The organism is Mycobacterium sp. PDNC021 (genome assembly GCF_048282635.1).
Taxonomy (GTDB): domain Bacteria; phylum Actinomycetota; class Actinomycetes; order Mycobacteriales; family Mycobacteriaceae; genus Mycobacterium; species Mycobacterium llatzerense.
In genome coordinates this window covers 2,563,500-2,580,728 of record NZ_CP182502.1, presented here as the reverse complement: position 1 = coordinate 2,580,728, position 17,229 = coordinate 2,563,500, and the positions used below count along the sequence as shown (strand labels likewise).

Annotated in this window: 16 protein-coding genes; 8 read left to right on the top strand and 8 right to left on the bottom strand. The window is 65.2% G+C overall.

The window, feature by feature from the left end; translation table 11 throughout:
- Positions 1–8 precede the first annotated feature (8 nt).
- The gene (locus ACNO8X_RS12145) at positions 9–653 is read right to left on the bottom strand and encodes a TetR family transcriptional regulator (protein ID WP_260972963.1); all 645 of its coding nucleotides are present in this window, start codon (positions 651–653) and stop codon (positions 9–11) included.
- 119 nt (positions 654–772) lie between these two features.
- Between ACNO8X_RS12145 and ACNO8X_RS12140 the strand changes: the two genes are divergently transcribed.
- The 3 genes from ACNO8X_RS12140 to ygiD are packed head-to-tail and all read left to right on the top strand — an operon-like array spanning position 773 to position 3,541.
- A complete protein-coding gene (locus ACNO8X_RS12140; RefSeq protein ID WP_418005478.1) occupies positions 773–1,273 on the top strand; it encodes a VOC family protein in 501 nt (166 codons plus the stop codon).
- Positions 1,273–2,724: an FAD-binding protein gene (locus ACNO8X_RS12135; RefSeq protein WP_418005477.1), complete on the top strand. Its 1,452-nt coding sequence runs from the start codon at positions 1,273–1,275 to the stop codon at positions 2,722–2,724. The genes ACNO8X_RS12140 and ACNO8X_RS12135 overlap by 1 nt, the downstream gene beginning before the upstream one ends.
- A gap of 22 nt (positions 2,725–2,746) precedes the next feature.
- Positions 2,747–3,541, top strand: a complete 795-nt coding sequence (ygiD, locus tag ACNO8X_RS12130) for a 4,5-DOPA dioxygenase extradiol (RefSeq protein WP_418005476.1) — start codon at positions 2,747–2,749, stop codon at positions 3,539–3,541.
- A 7-nt stretch (positions 3,542–3,548) separates the two neighbouring features.
- Here ygiD and ACNO8X_RS12125 read toward each other — a convergent pair whose 3' ends face one another.
- Entirely contained in the window at positions 3,549–4,931 is a 1,383-nt protein-coding gene (locus ACNO8X_RS12125) for an NAD(P)/FAD-dependent oxidoreductase (protein ID WP_418005475.1), read from the bottom strand.
- 168 nt (positions 4,932–5,099) lie between these two features.
- Complete coding sequence (locus tag ACNO8X_RS12120) at positions 5,100–6,656, bottom strand: flavin-containing monooxygenase (RefSeq protein ID WP_418005474.1); 1,557 nt, start codon at positions 6,654–6,656, stop codon at positions 5,100–5,102.
- A gap of 101 nt (positions 6,657–6,757) precedes the next feature.
- Between ACNO8X_RS12120 and ACNO8X_RS12115 the strand changes: the two genes are divergently transcribed.
- Entirely contained in the window at positions 6,758–7,375 is a 618-nt protein-coding gene (locus ACNO8X_RS12115) for a TetR/AcrR family transcriptional regulator (protein WP_418005473.1), read from the top strand.
- Here ACNO8X_RS12115 and ACNO8X_RS12110 read toward each other — a convergent pair.
- Complete coding sequence (locus ACNO8X_RS12110; RefSeq protein WP_418005472.1) at positions 7,372–8,277, bottom strand: cutinase family protein; 906 nt, start codon at positions 8,275–8,277, stop codon at positions 7,372–7,374. The two genes, ACNO8X_RS12115 and ACNO8X_RS12110, sit on opposite strands and share 4 nt — an antisense overlap.
- A 182-nt stretch (positions 8,278–8,459) precedes the next feature.
- Here ACNO8X_RS12110 and ACNO8X_RS12105 point away from each other — a divergent pair, with 182 nt between their 5' ends.
- The 4 genes from ACNO8X_RS12105 to ACNO8X_RS12090 are packed head-to-tail and all read left to right on the top strand — an operon-like array spanning position 8,460 to position 12,461.
- A complete protein-coding gene (locus tag ACNO8X_RS12105; RefSeq protein WP_260940680.1) occupies positions 8,460–8,585 on the top strand; it encodes a hypothetical protein in 126 nt (41 codons plus the stop codon).
- A gap of 45 nt (positions 8,586–8,630) precedes the next feature.
- Positions 8,631–9,965, top strand: coding sequence for an MFS transporter (locus ACNO8X_RS12100; RefSeq protein ID WP_418005471.1), 1,335 nt, complete (start codon positions 8,631–8,633; stop codon positions 9,963–9,965).
- Positions 9,962–11,275: an ABC transporter substrate-binding protein gene (locus tag ACNO8X_RS12095; RefSeq protein ID WP_418005470.1), complete on the top strand. Its 1,314-nt coding sequence runs from the start codon at positions 9,962–9,964 to the stop codon at positions 11,273–11,275. Before ACNO8X_RS12100 ends, ACNO8X_RS12095 begins: the two co-directional genes overlap by 4 nt.
- A 13-nt stretch (positions 11,276–11,288) precedes the next feature.
- On the top strand, positions 11,289–12,461 hold the full coding sequence (locus ACNO8X_RS12090) for an FAD-dependent oxidoreductase (RefSeq protein ID WP_418005469.1): 1,173 nt from the start codon (positions 11,289–11,291) through the stop codon (positions 12,459–12,461).
- 15 nt (positions 12,462–12,476) lie between these two features.
- Here the strand turns inward: ACNO8X_RS12090 and ACNO8X_RS12085 are convergent, their stop codons facing one another.
- From ACNO8X_RS12085 to ACNO8X_RS12070, 4 genes are all read right to left on the bottom strand, one after another.
- The gene (locus tag ACNO8X_RS12085) at positions 12,477–13,148 is read right to left on the bottom strand and encodes a TetR/AcrR family transcriptional regulator (RefSeq protein ID WP_418005468.1); all 672 of its coding nucleotides are present in this window, start codon (positions 13,146–13,148) and stop codon (positions 12,477–12,479) included.
- Entirely contained in the window at positions 13,135–14,934 is a 1,800-nt protein-coding gene (gene fadD11 / locus ACNO8X_RS12080) for a fatty acid--CoA ligase FadD11 (RefSeq protein WP_418005467.1), read from the bottom strand. The genes ACNO8X_RS12085 and fadD11 overlap by 14 nt, the downstream gene beginning before the upstream one ends.
- A 73-nt stretch (positions 14,935–15,007) precedes the next feature.
- The gene (locus tag ACNO8X_RS12075) at positions 15,008–15,952 is read right to left on the bottom strand and encodes an alpha/beta hydrolase (RefSeq protein WP_418005466.1); all 945 of its coding nucleotides are present in this window, start codon (positions 15,950–15,952) and stop codon (positions 15,008–15,010) included.
- Between the two features lie 26 nt (positions 15,953–15,978).
- A complete protein-coding gene (locus ACNO8X_RS12070; protein ID WP_418005465.1) occupies positions 15,979–17,121 on the bottom strand; it encodes an acyl-CoA dehydrogenase family protein in 1,143 nt (380 codons plus the stop codon).
- Positions 17,122–17,229: the final 108 nt, after the last annotated feature.

Sequence of the window (17,229 nt, the reverse complement as noted above, 5' to 3'; positions counted from 1 at the left end):
GTCTGAATTCATTGGGGCCCAACCAGTGCGGGCATCGGCGCTGTGAGCAGGCCGACGACCATCGCGACGATGTTGTCCCGCGCCTCGGCTTCACTCAGTGCGCCACGGGGTGCGTCGCGCTGCTCATCAACCTGACGTTCGTGGTCGGCGAGCAGCGTGAACATCACCGATGCCATCGCGGCCATGCGTTGGTGGCGAAGCGCTTCGGGGAGGTGCTCCAGTGCGCGCAGCATGCGGGAGGTCAGGATTCGGGTCGCCGGCCACTGCTCGGCGGTCAGCGTGAGCTCGGCCATGACGGGGTGACTGCGGACGCGTTCGAGGAACCGCGCGTAATGGCTCGACCCGTCGGAGTACGGGGTATCGAACAGGGGCTCGACCAAGATGGTCACCAGGACGGCGATGTTGTCATCGGGCTTGCCGTTACTTTCGTGCTCCGCGAGCAGCGCCAGTCGTGCCTGCTCCAACGGTGCTTGCCGGTAGCCGATGATGGCTCTGATCAAGCCATCTCGCGATCCGAAGTGATAGTGAACGGCCGAATTGTTCCGCTGACCGGCAGCCACCGCGACATCGCGCAACGACACTTCCGGGCCTGATTCGGCGATCAATCGTTCACCGGCGAGCAGCAGCTGCGTGCGCGCGTCAGGCCGACTCATGGGCGCCAGTTTATCCCGAACACTTGAAAATGCAATCACCAACGCTTGACCATTTAAGCATTCTCGCTTATTTTGGGTCGTGCGCCCCTCGGCGTCGCTCGCCCCTCGGAAGGAACACCATGACCGTCGCGTATGGACCGATCTGCCAAATCGCCTGGGTCACGGACGATATCGAGGCAACCGAGCAGTTGCTGAGCAAGCAGTTCGGGGTGGGCGCATGGGTCCGGATGCCCAATATCGAGTTCGGGCCGGAGACCTGCCGCCTGCACGGCGAGCCGGCGGATTTCACCGCCCACATTTCGATGTCGTACTCGGGCGCCATGCAGTTGGAGCTGATCCAGCCGGTGCGGGGCGCCAGCATCTACACCGAATTCCTCGAGCGCAGCGGTCCAGGACTGCACCATGTGTGTTTCGAGCCAGGCGATTTCGACGCGGCCGTGGCGTCGGCGCAGGAACAGGGCCTGGCCATCGTCCAACAGGGCGAGATGTCGGGCGGTCTGATGCGTTTCGCCTATGTCGACGGCGCGTCTGCCGGGGTGCCGTACATCGAACTCGGCGCGTTCAGCCCCGAGATTCGTGCGATGTTCGAGCACATCAAGAAGGCTGCGGCGGGCGCCTGATGATTCCGGAAACAGTATCGGTACAGGGTGTTTCGTCGTTCTCCGACGAGGTCGACGTGCTGGTTGTCGGACTCGGCATGGCAGGCGGATGCGCGGCTGTCGAAGCAGCCGCGTCGGGTGCGCGCGTATTGGTGCTCGAACGTGCCGCGGTCGCCGGCGGCACCACAGCCATGGCGGGCGGCCACTTCTACCTGGGCGGCGGCACCGCGGTCCAGGAAGCCACCGGCCAGACCGACTCCGCCGCCGAGATGGCCGCCTACCTGACTGCGGTCTCGAAAGAGCCTGTGCCGGAGCTGATCAGCGCCTACTGCGAGGGCAGCGCGGAGCATCTCGGCTGGCTGGAAGCGCTGGGGTTCGAATTCGAGCGCAGCTATTACCCGCACAAAGCCGTCATCCAGCCGGAGACGCAGGGGCTGATGTACACCGGAAACGAGCAGGTGTGGCCGTTCCGCGACAGTGCGGTGCCGGCCCCCCGCGGCCACAAGGTGCCGGTGCCGGGCGATACCGGTGGCGCGGGGATGGTGGTCAAACTTCTGGTCGAGCGGCTGGCAGAACTGGGCGTGGAAATCCGTTACGAGACAGGCGTCTCCGCGCTGGTCGTGGAGGACGACCGGGTCGTCGGGGCAACCTGGAAGAGCTTCGGTGAGACCGGCGTCGTGCGGGCGAAGTCCGTCGTCCTGACCACCGGTGGTTTCGTGATGAACGCGGAGATGCTGTCGCAGCATGTGCCACAACTGGCCGACGCGCGTGTTTTCGCCTTGGGCAGCAGCTACGACGATGGCATCGGTATCCGGATGGGCCAATCTGTCGGCGCCGCAACAAAATACCTGGACCAGGCGTTCATGACCGCGCCGGTGTATCCGCCCGCCAAGCTGCTCACCGGCCTCATCGTGAATCGCAACGGGGACCGGTTCGTCGCCGAGGACTCCTATCACGCACGAACTTCCGCATTCGCTCTCGAACAACCCGACAGCGTCGCGTACCTCGTCGTCGACTCTCGGCACGTCGAGATGCCGACGATGCCGCTGGTCCAGTTGATCGACGGTTGGGAAGACGTCGCTGAGATGGAAACGGCACTCGGCATCCCGACCGGCCGGCTGCAGTCCTCTCTCGATAGGTACAACGCGAGCGCGGCGGTTGGCGAGGACCCCGACTTCCACAAGGCCGCAACATATCTGGAGCCTCAGGACGTCGGTCCATGGGCGGCATTCGATCTGAGTCTGGGCAAGGCGTTCTACAGTGGCTTCACCCTCGGGGGCCTGGCGATCTCGGTCGACGGTGAGGTGCTTCGCGACGACGGCAGTGCCGTTTCCGGGCTCTACGCCGCCGGCGCCTGCGCCTCCACCATTGCGCAGGACGCCAAGGGGTATTCCAGTGGCACACAGCTGGGCGCCGGTTCGTTCTTCGGGCGGCGGGCGGGACGCGCCGCCGCAGCGGCGGCGGGAGCGTAATCCCGGTAGCGTTGACCGCACGATGACCGGATCAGCTGACCTGCCCGCCCTCATGCCGGCGGCGTTCATCGGACACGGCAGTCCGATGAACGCCGTGGAACGCAACCGGTATACGGCCGCCTGGACGGAGTTCGGCCAGTCCGTGCCCCGCCCCCGGGCGATCCTGGTGATCAGCGCGCACTGGTACATCAACGCCACCGCGGTCACTGCCATGGCGCGGCCTCGCACCATCCACGACTTCTACGGCTTCCCACAGGAGTTGTTCGATGTGCAGTACCCGGCGCCGGGACTGCCCGAGCTGGCCGACGAGATCGCCGAGACCGTCAAACCGACCTGGGTCGGGGCCGACCGGGACAGCTGGGGTATCGACCACGGCACGTGGTCGGTGTTGGTACATGCCTTTCCCGACGCCTCGATCCCGGTGGTGCAGTTGTCGATCGACGCTGAGAAACCTCTGGAGGAACACGTCGCACTCGGCGCGCAATTGGCCGAGCTCCGCAGCCGGGGTGTCCTGATCGTCGGCAGCGGCAACGTCGTGCACAACCTACGGGCCATGAACACGCGGCTCGCCGACGGCGGATTCGATTGGGCCACAAGGTTCGACGACGCTGCGGCCGATCTGCTGACCCGCGCCCCCGACCAAATTGTGCGGCTGCGGGAACATCCCGACTTCGCCGCCGCCGCGCCGACACCGGATCATTTCATCCCGATGCTCTACCTCGCCGGATTGTGTTCAGCGGCCGACACTCCCGCGAATGTGCTCGTCGACGGCTATACGTACGGGTCGCTGTCGATGACGTCCTACACCCTGACCTGAAATCCGCTCAGCGCGCGCTACTGGCGTCAACCTCTGTCGCCCCAGCAGGTTTCAGCGCCTCGGCAGGCGTCACGTAGGCATGGCGGTGGTTGAGCAGCTGGCGGTGCGCATTTTCGCCGACCAGGGTCCGCACCTCGCTCAGCACCGCGCGCCTGCCCTGGTGCTGATGACGCAAGAGCCGTCCGGCCGAGCCGAAGAGTCGAGCCGGGCTCAGCACCTTCGATGGCTTCTCCCGGTGCGTGAAGAGGTCGAGGAATCGCCCGATCTGTCCCTTGTCGTGCAGGTCCGCAACCATCTGCGGGAACACCGCCGGGATCCGGCCCGACTTACCCAGATCGTTGGCGAACCAATAGTGGTCGGAGAATTCGTGGTCGCGCCACCTGCCCCACCGCGCCAACGCCGCATCCTGCCCTTCCGGGGAACCGCCGAGGCCTTCGACGATCTCCGGTACCGCCGCGTCGACCTGTGAGAACGCGTCGCCGATCCCCCGCCCCGGCGACGGGTCCTTGAAGTGGCCAGCGTCGCCGACGAGCACCCAGCCCGGACCGCACGGGTCCCGGAAGAAGCCGGTGTAATGCACCATCCCCAACAACTTGCCAACCCGCCGAGCGCCCTCCAATGCCTCCGCCACCGGCTCGCAGCTGAGCGCGTGCTCCATGAAACTGCTCTCGAGATTGGTACGGAATCGCGGTAGCTCGCACAACTCGGGGATGACGACCACCTGGTACAGCCCGTTGTCGGCTGCGGCACCGATCACGAACTTGTCGGCCCACCGGTGGAACACATTCGTCGGCTCAGCAGGCATGTTCGCGCCCTCGAAGAACGCCCAGTACGCGAACCGCTGATTCGGCACGATGTTGTACTTGCGCGCGGCAACAAGATTCGCGACGGTCGAGTTCCGCCCATCCGCGCCGACAACCAGGCGCGCGCGAAGTTCAGCCTCATGGCCGTGAGTCCTGACGCGCACACCGGTGACCCGATTGCCGTCCTGCACCAGTCCTGTGACGTCGGTGGCCATCCGCACCTCTGCCCCCGCCTCTTCGGCAGCACCGACCAGAATCGGGTCGAGCAACGTGCGTCGGACGGAGGCACTACCGCCCACATCACCGGAGCGTTGCGGCCATGCGGCGTTGAACTGAAAATCCTCGGCGCGGGAATTGGACCGCGTCATGAACGGCGCCCCGGTGGCGCGCAGCTGGTCCGTCACGCCGAGCCGGTCGAGGAACGCCAACCCATCTGCCTCGAAGATGTGTGTCGACAGGGTGTCTCGTGGAAACGTCGCTCGTTCCACTACAGCTACATTTGCTCCCTGCCGGGCCAGCATCGCGGCCAGCGGCGAGCCGGCGCATCGAGCACCGACGATGACGACGTCAAATCCCTGGGCCAACACGGTTGCTCCCGAAGTTCGCACTGCGCCGAGGCAGGCCGCACCCGGCGCAGCTCAGAAAAGCGTACGCCGCACGAAGCGCGGCGTACAGCAATTCTTCAGGAATTAGCCATGCTCACGCAGTGCGGGCTTGCGGCGGTTTTATCACGACCGCGTAAATGCCTCGGCGCGCTAGACCCCTTGTTCCACAGCAACTCTGGTGCGCCCGCGCTTGCGCGCGTCGGTCGTGTAGTCATAGCTGTCGAGGTCAAATGTCTTGCTGGCCAACCAAAGAGACACCCCGGATACCGGCCGCACAAACGGTGCGTCGCCATGGCGGTCGAAGTAGTAGCTGTTCGCCTGGGCGCAGCTGGGTTGCACGAAAACCGTGTGGGCGGCCTTCTTTCGCATGCTGCGCATGTACTCGTCGTGGGGTTCCTGCTTGACCGCCACGCGAGTGGCTCCGCGGCGACGGGCCTCTTGAAGACAGCGCACGATGTGGCGGCACCCCGCTTCGATGATCGAGAACCACGAGGCACCCGTCACCGACCACGGCCCGTTCATCAACCAGAAGTTCGGTGCGATCGGCGTCGAGACGCCCTCGTAATTCTGATAGCGATTCTCGTCCCAGAACGCACCCAGCTCCACGCCGCCGAGCCCGACGACCGGGAACGCCGGCATGGCACCGAGCTGCAGAATATTGAAACCTGTTGCCAGCACCAGAGTATCGACAGCATGCTCGATTTCGCGCCGTGCGCCGGTCTGCGGATCCTGCGTCTCGGTGATGATCCCGCGTTCGGTGATCCTGGCGATGGGATCGGTGACCAGATCGACGTCGTCCCGGTTGAACGTACTGAGGTAGGTATTGGAGAACGAGGGCCGCTTGCAACCGAATGCATATGCTGGAGTGAGCTTTTCGCGGAGCTCGCGATCCTTGACCTGATTTGCGAGGTGCCGGCGGCAGACCTGCTCGATGCCGCGGACCAGGAACGGCAGCCGCGTGTGGTAGACCACGCCGGCAGTGAAGATGAAGTCGGAGAGCGCCGTCGTGACCATGCTGACCGCGTCCTGCGTGAACGGCACGGCCGCGAACATACCCTGCACCCATTCCGGGATGGCGCCGTCGAACTTCGGCACCACCCAGATGGGTGTGCGCTGGTAGACGTCCAGGTGCGCGGCCCGCTCGGCCAGCTGCGGCACGAGTTGTAGTGCGGTGGCGCCGGTTCCGATGACCGCAACCCGCTTGCCGTCGATTTCGACCGCGTCATCCCACCGCGCGGTGTGCACCAACTCTCCGCGGAAATCGTCTATGCCCTTGATGTCCGGATTCTTCGGCTGGTCGAGTGGGCCGACCGCACCGATCAGAAACCGGGCGATGATCAGGCCGCGGTCGGTGTGGACGTGCCACACGTTCTCGCGCTCGTCGAACACCGCGCGGTCGACCTTGGTGCGCAACTGAACATGCGGTCGCAGCCCGTACTTGTCCACGCAACTCTCGGCGTACTGCCGCAGTTCGGCGCCGGGTGCGAAGAGCCGCGACCAGGATGGATTGCTCTCGAATGAGTACGAGTACGTGGTCGACGGAATGTCAACGGCGACACCGGGGTACCGATTGTGGTGCCAGACTCCCCCGATACCGTCGGCGGCATCCAGGATTCGGAAATCCTCGAAGCCGGCCTTCTTGAGCTGAATCCCCAGTCCGATACCGGAGAATCCGGCGCCGACAACGACGATCTCGTGATCCACCATGACGGTCCTTCTCCCCTTGAGGCGACGGCAAATGTGGTACATATTCGTACCAGGTGGTGCGGTACACGAACGTACCACGACCGTGGGGAAAGATGTCAAGAGTGCAAGAACGTCCGGCGCCGACTGCCGAAACCGATGCCAAAGGGCACCGGCAGCGGCTACTCGATGCGATGGCCGACTGCATCGTCGAGACCGGCTTCGCCCGCGTCACCGTCGCCGACGTGGTGCGGGTGGCCGCCACCTCACGGCGGACCTTCTATCAACATTTCACCGACATCGAAGACTGTCTGAAGGCGCTCTACTCGGAGAGCGTGCGGATCATCATCGACGCGATTCGGCAGGCCATCGACCCGGCGGCCTCGAGCGAAGACCAGATCCGTGCCGCCGTCGAGGCCTGGATCGGCGTATGCGACCAGCGGCCAGCGCTGACCAGTGCGCTGACCCGAGATTTCGCCGCGCTCGGCCCCAAGAGCTGGACCTTGCATTTTCAGTACGCCGAGGCCTACCGCGTACTCATCCAGAACCTCACCGAGACCGAGCAATTGCGCGAAACAGGCGCCGCCCCTGTGTCGTTGCTTCGGGTCGTCATGCTGCTCGGCGCGTTGAACGAGCTATTGACCTTTGCCGTCCATCAGGGGATTCCGTTGCAGGACATGGTCGATGAAGCCGTCGATGTCGCGCTCATGATGCTGGGGACACCGCAGCAAGGAACGCCCTAGACCAAACCCGGACCGGGAGACGACGATGTCGGCGCAGACACCGGTGGAACCGAACTGGGAGGCTGCAATCCGTAGCCCGTCTGCGGGCCGGGCGGCGTGCCGTAAGCCGGCGGCGGCCCCGGCAACGCGCCATAACCAGCCTGCGGACCAGGCCCGGGCTGCGGGCCATACGCCGGGAACTGCGAGCCGTAGCCGGGCAGGGTCCGAGCCGTCCCGGCAAGAAGCGCAGATGCAACGAAAGACGCCGCTTGGTCGGTGTACTCGGGAACGTAGCCCTGCGTGTGGCCGCTCCAGGAGTTGCCCGAACCCGCGTGGCAAATCGGGTCGGCAGGGTTGCACAGATCGATCGCTTTGGCGCTGAGTGGTGATTTCTGGGTCGGTGGCGCGCCGTCGGTCCGGTCAGCCTGATTGCCGAAAGTAGCCACCGCCGCAATGTTTTTCACGTACTCGGACGGCAGCGGATCACCCCAGTTGATACCGGAGAAGCCGGCCACAATATTGACCACACTCGCGCCTTGCGAGTAGCCACCCAGCACGATCTTGGTGTTGGGGCACTCGGCCACGGTGGACTTGACGCGAGCAATCGCGTCCTTGGCACCCTCGCCACTGTGCCGCTGCGTGATCGTGGCCTTGTAGTTCACCGCGTAGGACCTGATGACCAACCCGCTGGTCTTGCTACGGAGCGAATCGACGAGAGCGTCACCGACACGGCCCATGCCCACCGGCTCGTCAGTGCCGCGCGCAAAGATGACTTCGGCGTCGGGGCAGTCGTCGGCAGCCGCCACGCTCGGGATGACGAGCGGGGCCGCGACGGTGAGCAGAACCGAGGCCCCCAGGCCGGCCCAGCGAAGCACAGCAGACGAGCCAGCAACGCCTGAGCTACGTACGTGGCGAAACAGCATCCTTGCATCTTACCCGCACACAGGAAAGGAAGACAAACCTCTGACCAGCAAATACATGTCACGCAGCAATCACTGCACCGGCAGCGCATCGCTCCGCAGCGCGTTTCCGGCAAATCTCGCGGGAGGGATTGTGCCCTCAGGCACCGAGGGCGCGCGAGGAGCTGACCGGTATAGTCGCCCGCGTGGGTGCTCGTTCTGACCAGGTTCCCGCACCCATGGTGCGGGCGTACTCGTCGTGCACCCCGTCTTTTCTCTCCTCGATCTGGAACCGCGCCCGCCTGGCGCCGTTGAACAAATTCGCGCGCTGATTCTCGCTGCCCGAACGTTCACCCTTCCAGTTCCTGTGATGAAAAATGAAGCCATCTCTCTACGCCGTTGCGGCGTCGCTGTACCTCGCTGAGTACACCCTCTATTCGAATTCCTCGGCGACCGTTCTGCTGAACGCGTCGATCTCGGACTACTTCCACCTGCCCTACGGCGTGGCCGCCAACGTCGGCGTCGCCTTCCTCGCCGGGTTCTGTGCGACCCTGCTGCCGGCAGGCCTGCTGCTGCACCGCTGCCGGCCCGTCACGACGTTCTACGTCAGTTCGGCAGCGCTCGCCGTGCTCGGCATCGCCGCGAGCCTCAGCCCGGCGTTCTGGGTGCTCATCGTCATCCGGTTCCTGCAGGGCGCGACATCGGCATTGTTGGCGCCGCAGCTGTTCCGGATCGCGCGGCAACAGTTCTACCCGGATCACCACACGGCATTCCTCGGAACGTGGGGGCTCGTGGTGTCGGCGTCGGCGCTGTGTTCACCGTTGATCACCGCGGTGCTCAACGACGCGTGGGGGTGGCGGGCATTCCCGTACGAGACGGTCCTGACCACCGCCGCGTCGATCCCGCTGTTGGCGTGGGGCGCACGCGCGGAGGCACCCGAGCCCGACGCGGAGCCCGAGAGGTCGCGCAGAGGTGCGACGTTGATCGTCGGCTTCGGACTGGTGCAGGTCGTCATCTTCCTCGCGGCCGGGACGACAACCGAGCTGACGACCAAGGTGCTGTTGGGCGCGCTGGCGACGGTGCTGGGCGTCGGGGTGATCGGCGCCTGCCGGTGGTCGGGCGGCGACGGCGCCCGGCGGCCGATTCTGTACCGCAGCTTTCTGATCGTGTTCGCCGCGGGCATCGCGACCAACGTCTTCACGTTGGTGGTGATCTACGTCCTGCAACGGGTGCAGTTGTTCAGTTCCTACCGCGCGGCGCTGGTGCTGCTGCCGATGGCGGTCGTCGCGGGCCTCCTGCCGATCACCAAGTTCGGTCGCCCCGGCGAAGACGCGAAGAACACCCGGTTGGTGAGTTACGGGTCGGCTTGCCTGGCACTGGCCGGATTCGGTGTCGCGGTGGCGGCCGATCACGTCGGCTCGCTGCTGATCTGCGCCACCGTGATGGGCGGCGCCATGGGCTTTCTGTGGAGCTCGCTGGCCACGAACGTGCTGACCAATTCCGGCCGGGTCACGTTCGATTCCGCCGTGTACCACTATCTGCGTGCGTTGGGTGCGGCGATCGGGGTATCGGTCGGCGCGACGGCGATCGGCGGCTTCGATAGCCCGCACCGCCTGTTCGTTTTCTCCGGAGTACTGATCGCCGTCGTCGGCCTCGTCGCTTCCGCCGCGGCGCGGCCGGCGGTCTCCACTCGGGCCGGAGTCGCCCAGTGACGCACGACATCAGCTTCGCCTGGCCGCCCGGGCAACTCACCGTCGATCCCCGCCTTGCCTACAACGGCATCTCGAAAACCTATGCGCGACAGGCGTTCGAGAGCCTCGTCGACATCGACCCCGTGACCGCGCAGCTGCGGCCGTGGCTGGCGTCGTCGTGGTCTCGTCCCGATCCGCTGACGGTGGAACTGAGGATCCCGGCCGGTCGGCACTTCTCCGACGGTGTTCCGCTCACTGCCGATCTGGTCCGAAACAGCTTCTGCGACATCATCAATGACCTTTCAGGGGCCACTCCCCTGCCATCGGCGATTGCCGGTCTGGCCGGGTTGTCCGGTATGGAATCGCGCGGCGAGACGGTCGTGTTCCGGTTCGATCGGCACAACGCCGCGTTCCTGCACAGCCTGGCCGGCGTGAACTTGGCAGTGAGCAAGCCGTCAGCGGGTGGGATGCGTTTGGGCACCGGGTCGTGGGTGCCCGCCGGCGTGGGGTGCCTCACCGATGGCTGGCACCGACTGCTGTTCACTGCGGGCGACAACGAACTCACCGATGTGCACGCCGGACCCGCAGACGGCTTCCGGACGGCAGAACTCCACAATCCGGGGATCAGTTATGGACTGTGCCCCAACGTCTCTCGCGGGCCGCTCACCGATCCGCGAATCCGGCGCGCGCTGTCGCTGCTGATCGATCGCGAGCGACTGCGGCCGATTCTGGACTCGTGCGGCTACACCGTGGCCGGCTCGGTGCTCACGCCGACCGCGCTGCACTACCTCGATTGCTCAGCGCAGCTGGCGCACGATCCGGCAGCGGCCCGGGGACTACTCGATGCGGCCGGAGCCGACGGGTTGCGGTTCGAGGTGGTGTTCAACAGCTCGTTCTCCCCCGTTGACGGCGAACTGCTGTCCGCGGTGGCCGACCAGTTGGCCGAGCATGGCGTCGAGCTCGAGCTGCACGACGTCGACTTCGGCGAACTCCGGTCGCGGCAGCAGTCCGGAGCCTACGATTTCCGGTTCTTCTATTACACCGCAATAGATCCCGATGCGCTGCGGTATCAGTTCGCGGTCGATCAGCGCAACGCGATGTGTCGCGCGGAACGCGATCGGCTCGACGACCTGTTCGACGGTCAACTGCACTGCTCCGACCCCGCTGGGCGCCGGAAGCTGGTGCACGACATACAGCAATTGATCATCCACGACGGACTGTGGCTGCCGATCTGCAACGTGCGCACGGTCGTCAGCCACCGACCGGAGGCCGTGCCCCGACTTGCCCTCGACGCCGAGGGCCTGGCGCGCTTCACTCATCCCGGAACCTGAAAGGCACTCATTCGTGTCCGATCACAACACCACCGCACCCATCGTCGTCGGCGCGGGCCTCGGCGGCCTCGCAGCAGCGATTGCGTTGCGCCACAACGGCCACCACGCCATCGTGGTGGACAAGACCCGCGAGCTCGGCGAGGTCGGCGGCCCACTCGGGATCTCGCCGCCGACGCTGCGGTTGTTCGAAGAATGGGGAATGCTCGACGAGTTCAACCAGATATCTTCGGCAACAAGATATTTCGAGGCCCACGATCAGGCCGGTCACGTGGAATCTGTGGCCGACTACGCCGCCACCCCGAACATCGGTTCCGAACACGGACGGTTCGGGTACGCCGACGCCGAGCTGTCACCGCGCACCGTCCACCGGGCCGATCTGCACGCCCTCATGGTGGCCCATCTCGGCCGGGACCAGGTGCGCCTACGGCACCGACTGACCGGGCTCGCCGAGCACGCCGAGCACGACGAGCACGTCGCGCTCACGTTCGCCGACGGTGCCGTCCTGCGGACGCCGCTGGTGATCGGCGCCGACGGGCTGCGCTCCACCGTGCGAACGCTGTTCAGCGATGACGAAATCCACTACTGCGGTTCGGTGATCTTCCGCGCGGTCAGCCCGGTGGACTGCCTGGACGGTCGACCGAATGACCGTCTGCGCTCGTGGCATTCGGCCGACTACGCCAAACACGTCATCGCGATGCCGGTGCGCGCGGGCCGGCAGGTGGCGGTCGACGCGACTCTCGGCGTCGACGAGCCACCGCTGCACCTGTGGTCGGCGCGTGCGGATCTGACGGCGCTGGCTCGGCAGTTCGACGATTTCGAGCCCGTGGTGGGCCGGCTGATCCGTGGCGCAACCGGGCCGGTGTACATGCACCCGGTCTACGACCGGGACCCCATCGCACGCTGGACCACCGCCCGCATCGCGCTGCTCGGCGATGCCGCACACCCGATGACACCCTTCGGCGGACAGGGCGCCAATCAGGCGATCCAGGATGGTGCGGAACTCGCTCGCCAGCTCGCCGATGCTGAGGACGGTGACGTCGCCGCGGCGCTCCTGCGGTATCAGACTGTCCGGACGGGACAGACGGCGGAAATCCAGCGCTCGGCGCGACAGCTCGCGTCGCGGAGAGCGACCATCGCGCTGCGGCTGACCGACGTGCTGGTCGGCAACACCGAATTCAGCCCGTAGACCCAGAGCTCTGGATCAGCGACAGCCCCAGAAGGCGTGCAGCCACAGCTGCTCGATGGCGTGCAATGCCCTCGGAAGATCATCGGCCGATCGGACGAACGCGGTGTCGCCGCTGACGGCAAACCGCGTGGTGGCCGACAGGATGCGCACGAGTGCGGCAGCGTCGTCGACGATCGGCGCGGCGGTGCCGGCCGCGACTTCGGCCGCGATGTTCTGCTGCACCACCGCGATCACTGCGTCACTGAGTTCGTCGGTGATCGCGCGAATCTCGGCATCGGTCTGCCTGGCAGCCTGGCAAGCCGCCATCACTGGGTCATTGCGCGAAGTCACGGTGGCCAGGGCGTCGACCATTCTCGACACGAACATTTCGGGTGATTCCTGCTGAGTCCTGGGCGCGAAGTGGTCTGTCAGTTCGTCGAGTTCCGTGACGGCGGCTCGCAGCATGGTCGCCAATACGGCGTGTTTGGAATCGAAGTAGAAGTAGAAGCCCGATCGGGTAATGCCGGCGCGGGCGGTGATCGCACTAACGGAGATACTCTCGAAACTGTTGGTGCTCAGTAGTTCTCGGGTGGCGTTGAGGATCGCATCCCGCTGCAGGTCTCCGCGCCGAACGGAGGAGGCGGCACGGTAGGCACCGCGGCGTCCCTGACCATTCCCGGCGGCATCAGCAGGGTCAGCCCGGTTCATGAACGCCACAAAGGGGTTCCGGACCGTAGAGGTCGTCAATGTCGTCGGCGTATTTCTCCGCAACGACTCTGCGCTTGAGCTTCATGGTGAGCGTGAGCTCCTCTCCGCCGGGTTCCCAGAACGTTGGCAGGATGCGGAACCGCTTCACCTGTTCGACGCGGGCCAGCCGACCATTCCCGGCGGCGACTCCGGCGCAGATTTGTTTGATCACAACAGGATCAGCGACGAGCGCAGCTGCCGACGCATCAGGCAGGTTGCGCTGCGCAGCATAGGTTGATGCGCTCTCGGCATCGAGCACAATGAGCGCAGTGTTGTAGGGGCGGCCATCGCCGATGACAGCCATCGCTCCGATCAGTGGGGTCGCCGCTTTGATGGCGTTCTCGATATTGGTGGGTGACATGTTCTTGCCCGCGGAATTGATGATGAGTTCTTTCTTGCGGTCCACGATCCGGAGGAAGCCGTCGCCATCGATGGTGACGACGTCGCCGGTATGCAACCAGCCATCGGCGTCGATGACCTCGGCGGTCTTATCGGGCTCGTTGCGGTAGCCCTTCATGACCAGTGGTCCTCGGACCAGCAACTCACCGTCCGCGGCGATTCGCCCCTGCATGCCCGGAACCAGCTTTCCAACGGTGCCCAGTTTGGCCTCCCGTGGGTGGGTGACACTGCAGATGCAGGAAAGCTCGGACATGCCCCAGATCTCGGCGATCGGAACGCCGAGGCCGGCGAAGAAGCCGAGCGTCTCAGGCGGGATCGGCGCCGCCCCCGACAATGCCCACCGAACCCGGTCCAGCCCCAGTTTCGCGCGGATTTTCGACAGCACCAACTCATCGGCACGTGCCCATTCGGCAGCGATGTCCACAGGGACCGGCTGACCGGCCAGTTCGTATCGGCTGCGGTTGGCGGCCACCTCGAGTCCCCACCGCAGCCCTTGCCTACGCACTTCGTCCGACTCGCTGTCGACGCTGAGTTCGATTGCCGCCTTGAGCTTTTCCCATACTCGCGGCACCGCACCCCACACCGTCGGGTGCAACTCAGCCAGAGCCGGTGCGATCAGTTTGGCATCCGCAACGACGGTCACTTGGGTGCCAAGGACCTCCTGGACGTACAGCGCGGTCAACCGGTCGGCGATGTGCGCCGTCGGCATGAACGAGGTGATGGTGTCGCCGAATCGGAGTTCCAGGACCTCATCGATTGCCTGCACCTGGAACAACAGATTCGCGTGGGTGGTCTCCACACCTTTAGGACTGCCGGTGGTTCCCGAGGTGTAGATCAGTGTCGCCACATCGTCTGGTTGGACGGCGTGCCACGTCGCGTCGAAGTCGAAATCGTCTGCGCCACCGGCAAGCAACGCTGACATCGATATCGTTCCGGCCGGCGCCTCGTCGACACATACGACGTGCTCGGGCGCTGCCCCACTGGCCCGGATTCGTTCCACGTACTGGGGTTCACAAATGATCACCCGCGCACCGGCATTGCCCAACACGTGGCCGAGTTGCTCGGCTGACAGCGTGTTGTACACCGAGAACGACGTGGCGCCGAGATGCTGCGCGCCAACCTCCAACGGGTAGAACTCGATTCGGTTGGCCATCATCAGGGCCACGGTGTCGCCCCGCTTGATTCCCAGCGCGGCCAGTCCGGCGGCGGCCCGGCGCACGAGTTCGGCGTACTGCCGCCACGTCATGGTGTGGGTGTTTCCTGGCGTCCGCAGCGCCACCGCATCAGGGTCGACGGACGCGGTGTACTGAAACGCGGCCGGCCGCGTCGTGATAGCTGTTTCAGGCATGACTTCCTCAACTGTCGTGATGTCGAATCATGGTGGAATCTCAGGGAAGCGCGCGAGCCGGAAACCCGGGTGGTCACATCGCAGGTCGTTGCACGGACCCGGTGATCGATGCCAGGAATTGAGCGGCTGCGCGATAGGCCATGCGCGATTCGGGTACCACGACGGGTAGCGCCTGAAAGACATGGATTTGATCGGGCCACATCTGCAATTCGCACGTGGCACCGGCACGATGGAACCGGTCCGCCAATTCGACCGCGTCACCGCCGAGCAGTTCGGTGGTACTGGCTTGAATCAGCGTCGGCGGCAGTGACATTCCGGGCGCCGGCCGCAGGTCGTGCGGACCGGCGGCGCCGTCAAGGTAGTGCGCGACAGCGGCCCGCGCGACGGACATGGACAGGATGCCCTCGTCGACGGCCCCGTCGTGGAGTTCGGCGATCGACAGGCTGAGATCGGCCATCGGCGAGAACAGCATCAGCGCCGCCGGCTCAGGAAGTTCTGCGCGGGCGTTGGCGACGACGAGGTCGGCGGCCAGGTAGCCGCCCGCCGAGTCGCCCGCGACCACGATCTGGTCAGGCCGGTAGCCACAGCGCAGCAACCAACGATAGGCGGCATCGACGTCGTGCGCTGCGGCCGGAAAGGGATGTTCGGGTGCCAGCCGATATGCGAGCCCGAACACCGGTGCACGAAGCGCGGTCGAAAGTCGCGATGTCACACCGCGATACGCACGTGGCGACCCGGCGACGAAGCCGCCGCCGTGCACATACAGCACGACGATGTCATCTCGGCTCGTTTTCGGGCCCCTGACCCATTCGCCGCGAACGTCGCCGTGATCCACCAGTTCGATCCGGGTACCGCCAAGAGTGGGAGCGGAGGCCCGCAGGCCGCGCTCCAGCAGCTGCCGCACAACCGGAACCGTGCCGGCATTCACCGGCGCGGCGGCGGCCACCCGACGGATCGTCAGCGCCGACAACCCTCGCAGCGCTCGGGCGCGAACCGAACCACGTTGAGGCTCCGGCATGCGATGTTGTTGTGCCGTACACATGGTCACAGCCCAAGGGTTTTGGCGATGATGTCGCGTTGAATCTCGCTGGTGCCGCCCACGATCGTGCCCACGACGGTGGCACGCAGCATCTCCTCCATGCCGTATTCGGAGGCATAGCCGTAGCCGCCCATCATCTGCACACCCTCCAGCGCGGCATGTTTGGCCAGCTCGGTGGTCTTCAACTTGACCATGGACGCTTCGCGCGGCAGCAGCCTGTCGGGATGTTCGTCAACACGTTGCGCTACGTCATAGACGAGCAGCCGCGCGGCTTCCAATTCCATTGCCAAATCAGCCAATCGGTGCGACAACGCCTGAAATGACCCGACCGGCTTGCCGAACTGGGTGCGTTGTTTGACGTACGCCAGGGTGTCATCGAAGGCGCGCTGGGCCAGACCGAGGAACATCGCGCCGATGATGATCCGCTCGATGTTGAGTCCGGCGACCAACTGCCCCCAACCCTGACCCTCAACACCGACCAGCCGGTCTTCGGGCACGAAGCAGTCGGTGAGGTAGATGTCGTTGACCTCCCGGCCACCCATCGTCTCGATCTGCCGGATCTCCATGCCCGGGCTACCCGTCGGCACCGAAAACATCGAGATGCCTTCGTGTTTGGCGCCACCGTGCGACGTGCGTGCAACCACGACCACGTAATCGGCGAGGTGCACGTTGGAGCACCACGTCTTCTGTCCATTGAGCACGTAGCCACCGTCGACCTTGTCGGCGCGGCAGGTCAGCGACGCCACGTCCGAGCCCGATCCCGGTTCACTCATCGCGATGGAGGTGACCACGCCGGTGGTCACCCCGCCGAGGACCTGACCTTTGAGGAAGTCGCTGCCGAACTTCAGATAGGTGTGGGAGACGATGAGGGTCACCGGGAAACTCGACAGTGGCGCCCGACCTCGCGACATTGCCTCCACGAACAGACATGCGTCGAAAAGGCTGCCGCCGGAACCTCCGTGCTCCTCGGGGATCGACAGTCCCAGCCATCCCAGCGCAGCCATGTCGCCGGCAATCTTGGTGCTGTGCAGCTCTTTTCCGCCGTCGGTGAGCGCCAGCCGCTGCTCGCGGGTGTCGCAGTGCTTCTGGCAGAAATCCCGCACGGTCCGCACCAGGTCGTGCTGTTCTTCGGTGAGTTGCAGGCTCATTTCATCTCTTTCTTTCCAGGTCGTCGACCAACTCGCGCGCCGTGGCATCCGGGGTGGGCAGGTGATCGGTCACAGCGGATGCCTCATCGGCTGCCCAATTCGTCTGAG

Bases quoted from the DNA above. Each gene is read 5' to 3' on its own strand.
- ygiD (WP_418005476.1), top strand. From the start codon at position 2,747: ATGACCGGATCAGCTGACCTGCCCGCCCTCATGCCGGCGGCGTTCATC.
- ACNO8X_RS12135 (WP_418005477.1), top strand. From the start codon at position 1,273: ATGATTCCGGAAACAGTATCGGTACAGGGTGTTTCGTCGTTCTCCGAC.
- ACNO8X_RS12075 (WP_418005466.1), bottom strand. From the start codon at position 15,952: ATGCCGGAGCCTCAACGTGGTTCGGTTCGCGCCCGAGCGCTGCGAGGG.
- ACNO8X_RS12140 (WP_418005478.1), top strand. From the start codon at position 773: ATGACCGTCGCGTATGGACCGATCTGCCAAATCGCCTGGGTCACGGAC.
- ACNO8X_RS12120 (WP_418005474.1), bottom strand. From the start codon at position 6,656: ATGGTGGATCACGAGATCGTCGTTGTCGGCGCCGGATTCTCCGGTATC.
- fadD11 (WP_418005467.1), bottom strand. From the start codon at position 14,934: ATGCCTGAAACAGCTATCACGACGCGGCCGGCCGCGTTTCAGTACACC.
- ACNO8X_RS12110 (WP_418005472.1), bottom strand. From the start codon at position 8,277: ATGCTGTTTCGCCACGTACGTAGCTCAGGCGTTGCTGGCTCGTCTGCT.
- ACNO8X_RS12100 (WP_418005471.1), top strand. From the start codon at position 8,631: ATGAAGCCATCTCTCTACGCCGTTGCGGCGTCGCTGTACCTCGCTGAG.
- ACNO8X_RS12070 (WP_418005465.1), bottom strand. From the start codon at position 17,121: ATGAGCCTGCAACTCACCGAAGAACAGCACGACCTGGTGCGGACCGTG.
- ACNO8X_RS12085 (WP_418005468.1), bottom strand. From the start codon at position 13,148: ATGAACCGGGCTGACCCTGCTGATGCCGCCGGGAATGGTCAGGGACGC.
- ACNO8X_RS12145 (WP_260972963.1), bottom strand. From the start codon at position 653: ATGAGTCGGCCTGACGCGCGCACGCAGCTGCTGCTCGCCGGTGAACGA.